General features: G+C 44.0%; 14 protein-coding genes and 1 riboswitch. Of the genes, 2 read left to right on the forward strand and 12 right to left on the reverse strand.

What is annotated here, in order from left to right; translation table 11 throughout:
* From ATL39_RS09725 to ATL39_RS09750, 6 genes are all read right to left on the reverse strand, one after another.
* A partial coding sequence (locus ATL39_RS09725; protein WP_170146892.1) for a helix-turn-helix domain-containing protein occupies positions 1–270 on the reverse strand: 270 nt, incomplete at its 3' end.
* Between the two features lie 67 nt (positions 271–337).
* Positions 338–649: a hypothetical protein gene (locus ATL39_RS09730; RefSeq protein ID WP_425452992.1), complete on the reverse strand. Its 312-nt coding sequence runs from the start codon at positions 647–649 to the stop codon at positions 338–340.
* Between the two features lie 160 nt (positions 650–809).
* On the reverse strand, positions 810–1,502 hold the full coding sequence (locus ATL39_RS09735) for a hypothetical protein (RefSeq protein ID WP_120193171.1): 693 nt from the start codon (positions 1,500–1,502) through the stop codon (positions 810–812).
* Positions 1,503–1,727: 225 nt separating this feature from the next.
* A complete protein-coding gene (gene nfsA, locus ATL39_RS09740) occupies positions 1,728–2,477 on the reverse strand; it encodes an oxygen-insensitive NADPH nitroreductase (protein ID WP_120193172.1) in 750 nt (249 codons plus the stop codon).
* Between the two features lie 153 nt (positions 2,478–2,630).
* Positions 2,631–2,978, reverse strand: coding sequence for a type II toxin-antitoxin system PemK/MazF family toxin (locus ATL39_RS09745; protein WP_120193571.1), 348 nt, complete (start codon positions 2,976–2,978; stop codon positions 2,631–2,633).
* A gap of 107 nt (positions 2,979–3,085) precedes the next feature.
* Positions 3,086–3,349 carry a hypothetical protein gene (locus tag ATL39_RS09750; protein ID WP_120193173.1) on the reverse strand — a complete coding sequence of 88 codons (264 nt, stop codon included), beginning with the start codon at positions 3,347–3,349 and terminating at the stop codon, positions 3,086–3,088.
* Between the two features lie 244 nt (positions 3,350–3,593).
* A riboswitch (Lysine riboswitch) is annotated at positions 3,594–3,776 on the forward strand.
* A gap of 156 nt (positions 3,777–3,932) precedes the next feature.
* Here ATL39_RS09750 and dapA point away from each other — a divergent pair.
* A complete protein-coding gene (gene dapA, locus ATL39_RS09755) occupies positions 3,933–4,823 on the forward strand; it encodes a 4-hydroxy-tetrahydrodipicolinate synthase (RefSeq protein ID WP_120193174.1) in 891 nt (296 codons plus the stop codon).
* Between the two features lie 75 nt (positions 4,824–4,898).
* The gene (yidD, locus tag ATL39_RS09760) at positions 4,899–5,126 is read left to right on the forward strand and encodes a membrane protein insertion efficiency factor YidD (RefSeq protein WP_211326984.1); all 228 of its coding nucleotides are present in this window, start codon (positions 4,899–4,901) and stop codon (positions 5,124–5,126) included.
* Here yidD and ATL39_RS09765 read toward each other — a convergent pair.
* The 6 genes from ATL39_RS09765 to ATL39_RS09790 form a co-directional block, all read right to left on the reverse strand.
* A complete protein-coding gene (locus tag ATL39_RS09765; protein ID WP_120193176.1) occupies positions 5,123–6,043 on the reverse strand; it encodes a DMT family transporter in 921 nt (306 codons plus the stop codon). The genes yidD and ATL39_RS09765 overlap by 4 nt on opposite strands.
* Positions 6,044–6,055: 12 nt before the next feature.
* Complete coding sequence (locus ATL39_RS09770) at positions 6,056–7,441, reverse strand: hypothetical protein (RefSeq protein WP_147419349.1); 1,386 nt, start codon at positions 7,439–7,441, stop codon at positions 6,056–6,058.
* Between the two features lie 153 nt (positions 7,442–7,594).
* Entirely contained in the window at positions 7,595–8,791 is a 1,197-nt protein-coding gene (locus tag ATL39_RS09775; RefSeq protein WP_120193178.1) for a M24 family metallopeptidase, read from the reverse strand.
* 26 nt (positions 8,792–8,817) lie between these two features.
* Positions 8,818–10,260: an aldehyde dehydrogenase family protein gene (locus tag ATL39_RS09780; RefSeq protein ID WP_120193179.1), complete on the reverse strand. Its 1,443-nt coding sequence runs from the start codon at positions 10,258–10,260 to the stop codon at positions 8,818–8,820.
* Between the two features lie 35 nt (positions 10,261–10,295).
* Complete coding sequence (locus ATL39_RS09785) at positions 10,296–11,327, reverse strand: homoserine dehydrogenase (protein WP_120193180.1); 1,032 nt, start codon at positions 11,325–11,327, stop codon at positions 10,296–10,298.
* Between the two features lie 19 nt (positions 11,328–11,346).
* Positions 11,347–12,555, reverse strand: coding sequence for a M20 metallopeptidase family protein (locus ATL39_RS09790; RefSeq protein ID WP_120193181.1), 1,209 nt, complete (start codon positions 12,553–12,555; stop codon positions 11,347–11,349).
* Between the last annotated feature and the right edge of the window lie 14 nt (positions 12,556–12,569).

Below are 12,569 nucleotides of genomic sequence, written 5' to 3' on the forward strand. Positions count from 1 at the left end.
GAGGCCGAAGGCCTCCGCCGTCTCCTGAAGGGAAGCTCCTCTTTGTTTTCTCCAGTATAAAACATCCCATTTAAAGGAACCAGTGTAGGTGCTTTTTTTCGTTTTTCTTTTTAATCCCTCTCGGCCCAAGAGTCGATAAGCATCGACCCATTCTTTTATCGGACTCATGGACGGTAGCCCATACTTTTTAGCCAACCGTTTATATCCTTTAGGACCGCGAAGGTATTCCTGAACCAGTTGTTCTTTAAACGCATCACTATATTTAGCCAAAGAAAACACCCCAAACGTTAGATTTTACTCTAACTTTTGGGGTGCACTACCGGCCGGATGCTTTTTTTTATGCTTCTTTTCTTTCTTTTCCGTACCATTCATCCAGCACTTTGGCATCTAATACCTGTTTGTCGATAAATGACTGCTGGGAATCGTTAAATACATCTTTCCAGTTTACATCCAGATCCTCTGCATGCTTTACCGTGGTTAAAAGTTCCTGCCAGGCAACGTAGCGTTTATACCAGAAAAACTGAGGCTGCTCATTCATATAAGGATATAAATCGTCAAATGCGGTGTGCTTACAATCGATCGTTCTTTCAAATTGTTCCTTGGATTCTTCGAGCTTATGAATAAAATACTTCCCTGTATCTTTTGACACGATCTATTCACTCCCTATCCCTAGCCTTTACCCCATTTTATAACAAATGGTTTCGATAAGTAAACAGAACCGGATAGGAAACTTCCATTTGACCGGCTCTGCAGCCTCTAAAACAATAAAAAAACTCTCCATTCGGAGAGTTTTAAACCTGCACATTTAATCAGCTGATACCGCGCATACGCTTTTCCAGCTTATTCATTTTAAAATCTTCCTTGAATTCTTTTTCAAAGCTTTTAATCAGTTTAATCAGCTTTCTCTTCGTATAGGAACTGCTCAGCAGCCCTTTGTTAATAAGGTACTTGTTGAGGAAATCCATTCGGCCGCTTTCAAATTTATTACGGTTATCCACCAGTTCTAAATAAGCGTAAATAGCAGCTTCCAGTGAATCTTCGGCATCCGCAAAATCATCATAACGGTCCAGAAACATCCGGTAATTATTTTCACTCAGCATGTTTAAAAGTACTGCCATGAATTGTTCTTCCCTGTTTTTAATGCTGTAGCCTTTTTTCTCCAGCAGTCGAATAAAAATGGAAAGATCCGTATTATAAAAGTCCAGTGCAAGGCGCATTTCACTTGTCACATGCAAAGAAATAGAAAATTTGCCCTGTGAACGTGCAAGCAGCCGGTTATGAAGCGCTCTCGCTACTCCTGCATTCAATAAAAAGGATGGATGAATCGTATATAAATATTTCTCCATTTCCGAATAAAGAAGATGGTTCTGCTGTTCTTCGACCAGCTTTTGTTCTTCATAAACAGATTGTTCTGATGCAGCGTATGCTTCTATTCTTTCCGCGGTTTCGTTGGACCAGCCCGTTTTTTTATGGCTGTATTTCTCTCTCAATGCTTTCAACATGTGAAAGCCCCCCTTCGTGTTCGGACTCATTCTCTATTTAGTGTCCCATTGTGTGATTGTCTGATTGACCATTGAGTAGTGTATCACACAACAATGAAAAATAAAATAGAGTATATGCAAGTTTATGAACACAAATAAGCGGTGAGGGCTTCTGAACAAGCTAAATCATTATATATTACGTTTTATTGACATATATGGCTTATAATTATGTTTATTACATGATCATCAATGACGGTCCAATTGTTTAGATTGAACAAACGTTTTCATATATTGTCTTTTGGAACGCTCCAGCAGGGCCTGCATTTGATCTGTCCATGTCATGGATTTACTTGCCGAGGACCTGTTTTGATAATAAGCCTTAATGATCTCATCATATGCCTGATACGCTTCGCTTAACGCTGCCTTATCTTTGCTGTATTGATTTTTATGAAACACTGCTTCCAGCGGAAGCCTCGGTTTAATACCTTCTCTTTTTTCAGGATAGCCCACTGCCATTCCAAATAAAGGCAGAACGTAATCCGGGGTTTCTATTAAGGCATCTACTTCCGGTAATTTATTGCGTATTCCTCCTATATAACATATGCCAAGCCCTGAAGATTCTGCCGCTACGGCCATGTTCTGTGCTGCCAGAGCAGCATCAATAACGGCCACCATAAATCCTTCCGTACTTTCCGTTGAAACATTTATATCTGTATCTCTAGTTCGCAACAATTCTTCATGCCTGTGATAATCAGCGCAGAATAGAAAAAAGTAGCCATTTTTCTCGACGTACGGCTGGCCGCCGGCCAGGTCAGCCAATTTTCTTTTTTTAACCGGGTCCTCTATGCCGATAATCGTATAGGCCTGGACAAAACTTGAGGTGGAAGCTGCCTGGGCAGCCCGGACGAGCATTTCTACGGTTTCTTCCTCAAGGGGAATATCTTTAAACTTTCTGACGGAGCGGTGGTCGAGGATCGTTTCTATCGTATGGTTCATCATCTTATCTCCTTTTTAAAAGTTATTCTAAAAAAAACACGCTGCATCAGCGTGTTTTACTTTGTTTGAATTGTGGGCAGCAAAAAAAAGAAATACAGACTGCAGGCACTGCACGTCTTTTTTCCGCTAAAATTATGTAAGGTTTCGTTTAAGTTAGACTTCTTTAGTGCCAAGGCTGATCTCCAGGCCTTCTTTGACACGCTCCATTGTTTCATCATCCAGATGAGTAATCTTATCTGTAAGGCGCTGCTTATCAATTGTACGCAATTGCTCCAGTAAAATTACGCTGTCCCTGTCAAAACGATGCTTTTCGGCATCAATCTCTACGTGGGTTGGCAGCTTGGCTTTCTTAATCTGGGCCGTAATTGCGGCTACAATAACGGTGGGACTGAATCTATTCCCAATGTCATTTTGAATGATAAGAACGGGTCTTACCCCTCCCTGTTCTGAACCTACAACTGGAGACAAATCAGCAAAAAAAACGTCGCCTCGTTTTACTATTTTTTTTGATGGATAGTGATCATGACTACGTTCACTCAACTCATCTGTTCACCTCCTTGGTCTTATTTCAGGAAATAAGAAACGCCAAAGAAGGCGGTTTCAGCTGCCTATTTCGCAGCTAAAACCAATTCTCCGACAGTTAGGGCTTCAGATTCCGCTTCTTCAAACTCACGGCAAACCTGTGCATTAAGCTGGGCCATTTCCAAATAGCCTTGCTTCATTTTTTCCTGCATGTCTCTAGATTTTCTTTTCTTAATCTGGTCAAGCAGTACATCGTGAAAAAATGAATCTTTTTCCTGATCCGTTAAATGTTTGATCTCAGAATATAGATCCTCTCTCAGTTCAAACGCTACCTGGTGAAATGGTGACATAATAAAATGACCCCCTGCATTTTTATTCCTTACCCACAGTATAAAGCAAATATGCCTGTATTGAAAATAATATTTTTCTTTTTTTTATATTTTCCTATAATAAAGCCTTTTTATCGATAAATATAGGATAAAGCTAGTGTCTTTTTTTCATAAAAAATACGTAAATAAAAACTATTGCATTATACTATAATGTTTGATATGGTGAATTTACAACAAAATGTAATATCCTACTTCTTTTAGAAGAAGTGAGGTTAGAGGTGCAAATGCTATCATTAATCCGCTGGAGAAACTTGAGTTTCCGGGAAAGCTGACGAAAGGAGTATTTGCCGAAGCTTCTATTATGCTCAAGAATTAGAAGCTGGTTTCGTATTTAATAGATGCGGAACTGTCATGCAGCCGTCTGGCTGCATGGAGGGCTATCTCACGCTTTAACGGTTCTTATAATCCCGGAAACGTTAAACAGCAATGAGGTCTCTCCTGTTGCTGTTTTTTTGTATGGAAAAACGCTCCGGGAAAGTACCTTGCCCTCACTCTATTCGTTTTGTGATTTTGAAACATAAATCTCAAGAAAAGGGTGAATGTAATGATTAATTTTGGACGAATAAGTACAGCAATGGCCACGCCATTTGATAAAGATGGAGAGATTGATTTCCGCTCTCTTACCAGACTCGTAAACCACCTCATCAGCAGCGGCAGCGAAAGTCTTGTCGTAGCAGGCACTACTGGTGAATCTCCAACGCTCAGCCGCGAAGAGAAGCTAATGCTTTTTGAACATGTAGTCTATGTAGCCAACGGCCGTGTGCCGGTGATCGCGGGTACAGGCTGCAACAACACACGTGCCTCCATTGAATTAACAAAGCTTGCCGAAAAAACAGGTGTCGATGCGGTAATGCTCGTTACTCCTTACTACAACAAGCCTTCCCAGGAAGGAATGTATCAGCATTTCAAAGCTGTAGCCGAAGCTACCAGACTTCCGGTTATGCTTTATAATATCCCGGGACGCAGTGCCGCAGGGATGATACCGGAAACGATTATCCGTCTTGCAGAAGTTGAAAATATTATGAGTGTTAAGGAAGCAACAGGCAACCTGGACTGGGCTTCACAGATTATTTCCAGCACGCCGGATTCTTTTCTTGTCTACAGCGGGGATGACAGCTTAACGCTTCCTATGCTTTCTGTTGGCGGCACCGGCGTTGTCTCGGTTTCCTCTCATATTATTGGAAACGAAATGCAGGACATGGTACAAAGCTTTTTAAACGGAAATCCAGCCTATGCTTCTAAGCTGCACCGCGAACTGCTGCCGGTAATGAAGTCTATGTTCTCTGCGCCAAATCCAGTTCCGGTCAAAGCCGCTCTTGAAATGCAGGGTGTTATTTCCGGCGATGTCAGACTCCCGATGGTGCGTCTGACTGAAGAGGAAGCTGCTTTAGTTTTTACCGCCGTTGAACCAAAAAAATCGCTTTATGTTGGATAACGCGTTATACTCATTATAAAAAAACAGCCCCGCTATCAGCGGAGGCTGCTTTTTTTCGAAAAGAGGTATACAGCTGTGAAACACCTTTTTCTTTGGATCATCCGGGGATACCAGCGGTTTATTTCGCCGTATACCCCGCCCACCTGCCGTTTTTATCCGACCTGCTCCCAATACGGCTACGAATCTTTTTCACGTTTTGGAGCATTTAAAGGAGCCTGGCTGACCATTGTCCGAATAAGCAAATGCCACCCTTTTCATCCGGGCGGCATCGATCATGTACCGGAAAAGAAAGAAAAGCTCTAATAAGCTTTTCTTTTCTGCATCCATTTTTGTTCCAGATAGCCTGTTCCCATCAGCACACCGGCTACAATTAATAGAAAACCGATACCCTGCAGCATATAGATAGATTCTCCCAAAAACAAAACAGAGCCTACCATTCCAAAAAAAGGAACAAAATTATTAAAAACGGCTGTTTCCCCCGCTCCTATCTTCTGAATAGATAAGTTAAACACCTGATGTCCTAAAGCTGTAGCCAGTACAGACGATCCTAAAAATATCATCCACACCCCTGCCGGGATCTCTCCAAGCGGCGGCAGTCCTTCCGGCTCAAGAAGTGCACTAAACAAAAATAAGCCCATAGAGCCAACTATAAACATTATTCCCGTTACCAGACGAGGAGACAGATCACTGGTTGCTTTCCGTATAAAAATAAAACTCAATGCCTGTGCAAAAACAGCTGCCAGCATAAGTATATCACCAGAGGCTATGCTTTCTGCCCCGCTGTCAGAGCCTGCGATAATAACAAAACAAACTCCGGTAAACGCGGACACAATTCCTATAAATTTAATCCTTGTAAAGGGATCTCCTAAAATAAGCAACGCTAAAATAGAAGTAAACACAGGTACAAGTGCTACTATTAACGACCCGTTTACTGCTGTTGTATTGGCAAGTCCAAAGGCCAGAAATAGATGATGAGCCGTTACCCCGGTTAAAGAAGCAAAAATAATATAAACAACCTGTTTTTTTGTAATGCGCCGCCATTCTCCTTTTATGGAAATGATAGCAGCAAGTACAAGTCCCGCTAATAAAATTCTCCATGATTGCATGGCAGCAGGGGGAACGTATTCTACAAGCACTTTAATAGCCGTAACGTTCATCCCCCACATAATCATTACGCCGAATAAAAGCATATAATTTATCCACTGCGCTGAACCGTTCATAAAAAGACCCCTTTATACTCCTGTGCTTTGAAACCAGTGAAGCGCGCTTAATAAAAAGATAAAAACAACATACACCGTCAGTAAAAATGGAGTATTTTTTTTAACCAGTTTCCAGGCAGGCACATTCATAAGATGAGAAGCCATAAGAACCGAGCCGGAAAAAGGAGAAAACTGGGTAGCCAGCGTCCACGCTGCCAGCATAAGCATTCCCATAAAAGAGGGCGTCACCCCAAACAAAGCCGGGTCAAGTGAGCCCCCTATTCCAATTACTATAATAACGGGATGAATTCCTATAAAGGCCAGAAGCATCGCCACTGCTATTAAAAGTGCAGAAAGAGCAGGCACGAGTCCTCCCGACCAGTCCATTAAAAGCCGGGTCAGCATTTCTCCAGCAGGACTCAGGGACAATGCTTCCCCAAAAAAACCAGCAGTAATAAAAATACCGAGTTCATTATACAACCTTTTAAAGCTCCAGCTTATCTCTTCATGGGCTTCTTCCACGTAGCTGCGGAACATATTTAATACAGCTGCCCATATTAATGGATAGAGCAGCCCTAATAAAACAACCACTGTCAACATTCCGAACGGCAGCATCATCTCCAGCAGAAATGAAAGCGAAAGCAGAATTACAACAAATAACAAAAAAAGCCTGAGCTGCTTCTGCAGAGCCGCCGGTGCCTTGTTTTCTGAGCGGTTCACCCTTTCATCGGGAATGGAAAATACAGAAGATCGGAAAAACAGGGCTACAATTACGCTGTAACAGGCAGCCATAATTAACCCATAGCCTCCAATATCCGTCCAGGATAAATCGTATAATACCAGAATCAGCGCTACATTAACAAAATAAGGGGACCAGAGCATACAAAACCCAAATCCTCTAATAATCAGCAGGCCAAAGCGTTTATTTTCAAAGGAAGTAAAGCTCTCCGAACCAATTTTATGTACGAGCGGCATGGAGCCCAGGTTTAATAGAGAACCCATTCCGGCCGTTAATACATACCCAAATAAATACGGCCTCGACCGGTGTTTCTGTTCTCTTTTCTGGAGGGCGTGCTGCAGTGCTTTTAAAAACCCGGCACCGCTCATAAACACTCCGAAAAGAGGAACGAGAATAAATAAAGCAAGCAGATTCATATTTTCACCTAAACTAAACAGCATGATAGAAAAGGCTTCCTGATAGTACATAAACATCCAGAGTCCTGCCCCAAGCAGCAGCAGAATAATACTTTTAGTAAAACGATTCATTTTTAAGAGCGAAAACAGCAGCAGAACGGCCGCTGCCGTGCTGTATATATAAACAGAGCCCGGCATGGCAAATATCACATCAGCTAAATAAAATAAAACCGCAAGAAATGTAATATAACCCAACAAACGCTCTATAATCGATATTTTCTGCATGACTTTCCCCATCCCGCCTGATACCCGTTGTTATGTTCTCCTTTAACAGTATTTTTATCGTATCACCTGGATCAGTGTTTGAAAAGCGCTCCATCACACAGCTCAGGCCTCCGGATATATTAATCCGGAGGCCTGCTGTGCATGGATATGCTGTTAAAAAGGCTGTTTGGTTTTACTGGAATTTGCTTCTTTTACATAAAGCGGCTTTGGAAAGTCCGCAAACGTTTCGCATCCATTTTCTGTAATAAGAATCGATTCAGTAATTTCGACACCGTAATTATCAAGCCAGATGCCGGGCATTAAATGAAACGTCATGTTCGGCTGAAGAATCGTCTTGTCGCCTTTTCGAAAACTGACGGTATGCTCGCCCCAGTCCGGCGGGTAGCTTAAACCAATAGAGTAACCGAGCCTCGATTCTTTATAATAGCCCCTCTTGGCAATGGTACGGCTCCAGATCGCCTCTACTTCTTCTGCGGTCATTCCGGGCTGGATGGCATCAAGCGTTGTTTCTATGCCTTCCTGAACGACTTTGGAGAGCTCTGTTACTTTATCCGGTGCATGGCCGATTGCCATCGTTCTTGACATCGGCGTGTGGTATCGCTTGTATGCACCTGCTATTTCTATCGTTAAATAGTCTCCCTCCACGTATCGACGGTCGGTCCACGTTAAATGAGGGCTCGCTGTGTTTTCGCTCGTTGGAATCATAGGAACAATTGACGTATAGTCGCCGCCATATTCCGCAGTACCGCGTATCTGTGCTGCGGTAATGGCTGCAGCTACATCGTTTTCCCTGACTCCGACATCTGCGGTTTCGTAGGCAGCCGTCATCGCATTTTCCAGAATTCTGGCGGCACGTCTCATATATTCTACTTCCAGATCTGATTTAATTAAACGCACCCAGTTTACAAGTGTGTTGTAGTTTCTGAATTCAGCATCGGGGAGCTGGGTCGTAATACGTTCATAGCACATGGCAGTGAAGTAGAACGAATCCATTTCCAGACCGATTTTTCTGGATCCCTGGCCAATTTCTATAAGAATATTCGCCACAAAATCCATCGGATGCTTAATAGAAGACTGCACAAACTCATCCGGATAAGGAATGATGTGATTTTCATCAAGCCATGTGGTTACCTTTGCGCTGTGCGCATCCATTTCCCTTCCTATCCAGATAGGCTGCTCTTCGTCTATCATAACGACCAGTATTTGGTGCACATAAAACGACCAGGCATTATAACCGGTTAAATAGTACATGTTAGACGGGTTGGACACCAGCAGTACTTCTATCCCATATTCCATCATTTTTTGCTTTGTATGGTTCATCCGAACTTTATATTCATCAAGAGGAAACATTTCTCCACTCCTTCACAGCCGATTTTTTAGAAATCCTCCAACTTAAAACAAATAATCCGCTTTTCCGACATTTCTTCAATCGCAAAAGCTACTCCTTCACGACCCAGGCCTGAGCCTTTCACGCCGCCGAAAGGCATGGCATCAATACGGAAATCACTGCTGTCATTTATCATAACGCCGCCGACATGGAGCCTGCGTGCAGCCTTCATGGCCGCATCAATATTTTTCGTGAAAATACCTGCCTGCAGGCCGTAGTTGACCTGATTGGATCGTGTGATTGCTTCATCAAGCGAATCAACCGGAAAAATCATAACAACCGGACCGAATACTTCTTCTTTTACAATGGTAGCATCTTCCGGCACGTTTTCCAGCAGAGTAGGATGATAAAGCGCTCCTTCGCGCTTTCCGCCGGCTAGTATATTTCCTCCGGCATCCAGAGCTTCCTCTACCCACTCCTGCACACGCTTGGCTTCTTTTTCATTAATCAGCGGGCCCATGTCCGTATCTTCCGAAAGCTTTCTGCCTAATTTAACCGAGCTTACTGCTTTTGTCATATGCTTTTTAAATTCATCATATACGCTGGATTCTATAAAGATCCGCTGTACGCCGAGGCAGTTCTGTCCGGAAGCGGCAAATGCTCCGGATGTAAGCGAGTCAGCTGCTTTTTTCAAGTCTGTATCGGCCATAACGATTGCCGGCGAGTTCGAACCAAGTTCCATGGAGAGCTTTTTAAGACCGGCCTTTTTAGCAATTGCTTCTCCTGTTTCCAATCCACCGGTAAAGCTGATCATATTTACTTTACTGCTCTCTACAAGCGTATCGCCAATGTCCCTGCCTCTACCTGTAATAACTGTAAGAACCTTTTTAGGCAGCCCTGCATGTACAAGAGCTTCTGCGAGTTTTAAAGCGCTCAGCGGGGTCTCTGTAGCCGGCTTAACGATCATAGCGTTTCCTGCTGCAATGCCCGGGCTTACTTTGTGGGCTACAAGGTTGAGCGGGTCGTTAAAGGGCGTAATTGCAGCAATAACACCAACCGGAAAATGATAATAATAACCCATCCGGTTTTCGTTGCCCGGCATTTGATCAAAATTAATGGATTCCCCTGTCAGCCGCCTTGCTTCTTCCGCGCCGAGTCTCAACGTTTCAGCCGCCCGTTTTGCTTCTCCGCGTGCTTCATTGATTGTTTTGCTTCCCTCTTTGGCAATCGTCTCCGCGAATTCTTCCCTGCGCTCGTCAATATAAGCCGCTGCTTTATTTAAAATATCCATTCTTTCCCGTACAGTAAGGGATTCTGCAATAGCGGCTCCTTCTTCGGCCACCTGGATGGCATATTCCATGTCTTCCTTTGCAGCAGCCGGTACGGAATCAATCTGCTCTCCATTTTCAGGATCATATACGGGAATACGATCTTCACGATCCACCCATTCTCCGCCTAAAAGCATTTTTCTTCCAGCTGTTTTTGTCGCCATATTGCTTCTCCACCTTTCTCGTACTGTTGAATAGATTATTTTTTCATGTTCAGCAGGTCTATCAGCAGGGCAAAACCGGTTTCCGGAATACCTGCCCCGGCACCTATAAGCGTTACAGGTCCGGATAGGTCACATTCATATGTTACTGCGTTCAGAGCACCATTAATTCCGGCAAGCGGATCATCAAGTTTTAAACGCTCCGGTCCGACAGATGCTGTGACACTGCCGTTTTCCTGGACTACTTTTCCTATTAGTTTCCAGGTTTCCCCATTATCTTTTGCTTCTTTCATGTCAGCGGGCGTGAGGTTTGTTATACCGGTTCTGGCCACTTCTTCTTTAGTAATGGAAGCTCCCATTACGACGTTAGCCATAATAACCATTTTATACATAACGTCGTATCCTTCGATGTCATTCGTCGGATCTGCCTCTGCAAAGCCTTTATCCTGGGCTTCTTTTAATGCATCTTCGAATTCAAGTCCCTGGTCCATCCTCATCAGCATATAGTTTGTCGTGCCGTTGAAGATGCCTTTGATTTCCTTTATATCATTACCTGCCAGGGAGGTCAGCGGCATCCGTATAGCCGGTGTACCGCTCATGACCGTGCCTTCAAATAAAAACTCCACGCCTTTCTCAGAGGCAAGCTTCTGCAGTTCCTTCACAGCAAGCGCTACCGGGCCTTTATTTGTAAGGACAGCATTTTTACCGGATTCAAATGCCTTTTTGCAGTGATCGATAGCCGGCTGTCCGGTATTTACGTCCGTGAAGGTGATCTCAATCATCGTGTCGGCATTTGATTTTTCTATCGTTTCCATACTGTCCCAGCCCCGTATTAATCGACTGTTTTCCGGATAGCCTTCCAGTGTTTTATGCTGTTTTAGAGAATCGAGTACCTGTTCCAGGTTGAGTCCTTCCGGATCATGGATTGAACCTTTATACAAATCAGAAATAGAAACCACCTGAAAATCGGTACCGTACTGCTCATTAAGTTTTTCTTTTTTATCGATAAGAATAGAGGCAAGTCCCTGCCCCACTCCTCCAAATCCAATAAATGCGAGCTTATGTGCCATACGCTCTCTCCTTTTCGGTTTACGTATTTGTTTCTCTGCTGTGACGAAGGGCTGCATTTGCTAGTATAGCTGCACCGACTGGAAGCACTGCCTCTTCGAAATCAAACAGCGGCATGTGCAGCCCGCTGTTGCTGCGTCCCGGTATCCCGGCTCCAATAAACATCATAGCCGCCGGTACTACTTTTGCCACATGCGCAAAATCTTCTCCGCCCAGCCCGTAAGGTTCCTTGAGAATAGTCATCCGGGGGAACATTTCCGTTACGGTTTCGGTTAAAAGGTCCACCACTTTCCGGTCGTTCATAAGAGCCGGTTCCCCGCGGTGAATGGAAAGAGTGTACGTTCCTCCAAGCGAATCAATAATGGCAAATGCCCGTTTTAATTCCTCTTCTATCCGGCTGCGTGTATCTTCGTAATAGCTTCGCATCGTGCCTCTTATATATACCTTATCCGGAATCACGTTGTAGCTTGATCCGGATTTAATTTCACCAATACTTATAACAGCAGGTTCCAGCGGGGATATCCGCCGGGAACTTACCCCCTGCACGGCCTGCAGAAGAAAAGAAAGCATCCATGTCGGATCCGTTCCCAGATGCGGATAAGCGCCGTGTCCCCCTGTTCCTTCAATCACTGCTTCAAAGGTATCGACACTTGCCATGCTGGCACCTTCATGAAGCCGGACGCTGCCCAGAGGATGCTCGGGGTCAATATGGAGCGCATAGGCATGTTCGACGTCTTCATAGATGCCATTCTCGAGCATATAGGAAGCACCGGTCGTTCCTGTACGGTCCGTATCTTCTTCGGCAGGCTGAAAAATAAATTTAATGGTTCCATTAATGTTTTCTATATTTTCTGCAGCGAGATGTGCCGCACCCAGAAGCATAGCTGCATGGGCATCATGGCCGCAGGCGTGCATAACTCCCTCATTTTCGGAAACGTATTGATGGTCATTCTCTTCTGTAATTGGCAGGGCATCAATATCTGCACGCAGGGCGGTTACTGAACCGTCCCCCCGCTTCAGAATACCGACTACACCGGTTTCCACTCCGGTATTTTCTTTTCCTTTTAGTACCGTCATTCCTTTTATTTCCTCCAGCTTTTCAGCAATAAAAGCGGATGTGTGTTTTTCCTGAAAGCTGAGCTCCGGATGCTGATGAAGCTCTCTTCTCCAGGAAATAAGCTTTTCTGTTAAAGCTTCTGCCTGATTATAAATATGGTGGCTGGAGTCCATGCATCTAGTCAACC

The sequence above is a fragment of the Sinobaca qinghaiensis genome (assembly GCF_003610495.1).
GTDB lineage: Bacteria > Bacillota > Bacilli > Bacillales > Marinococcaceae > Sinobaca > Sinobaca qinghaiensis.

Bases quoted from the DNA above. Each gene is read 5' to 3' on its own strand.
- ATL39_RS09765 (WP_120193176.1), bottom strand. From the start codon at position 6,043: ATGAACGGTTCAGCGCAGTGGATAAATTATATGCTTTTATTCGGCGTA.
- ATL39_RS09780 (WP_120193179.1), bottom strand. From the start codon at position 10,260: ATGGCGACAAAAACAGCTGGAAGAAAAATGCTTTTAGGCGGAGAATGG.
- ATL39_RS09735 (WP_120193171.1), bottom strand. From the start codon at position 1,502: ATGTTGAAAGCATTGAGAGAGAAATACAGCCATAAAAAAACGGGCTGG.
- ATL39_RS09775 (WP_120193178.1), bottom strand. From the start codon at position 8,791: ATGTTTCCTCTTGATGAATATAAAGTTCGGATGAACCATACAAAGCAA.
- nfsA (WP_120193172.1), bottom strand. From the start codon at position 2,477: ATGAACCATACGATAGAAACGATCCTCGACCACCGCTCCGTCAGAAAG.
- ATL39_RS09750 (WP_120193173.1), bottom strand. From the start codon at position 3,349: ATGTCACCATTTCACCAGGTAGCGTTTGAACTGAGAGAGGATCTATAT.
- dapA (WP_120193174.1), top strand. From the start codon at position 3,933: ATGATTAATTTTGGACGAATAAGTACAGCAATGGCCACGCCATTTGAT.
- ATL39_RS09790 (WP_120193181.1), bottom strand. From the start codon at position 12,555: ATGGACTCCAGCCACCATATTTATAATCAGGCAGAAGCTTTAACAGAA.
- ATL39_RS09770 (WP_147419349.1), bottom strand. From the start codon at position 7,441: ATGCAGAAAATATCGATTATAGAGCGTTTGTTGGGTTATATTACATTT.
- ATL39_RS09785 (WP_120193180.1), bottom strand. From the start codon at position 11,327: ATGGCACATAAGCTCGCATTTATTGGATTTGGAGGAGTGGGGCAGGGA.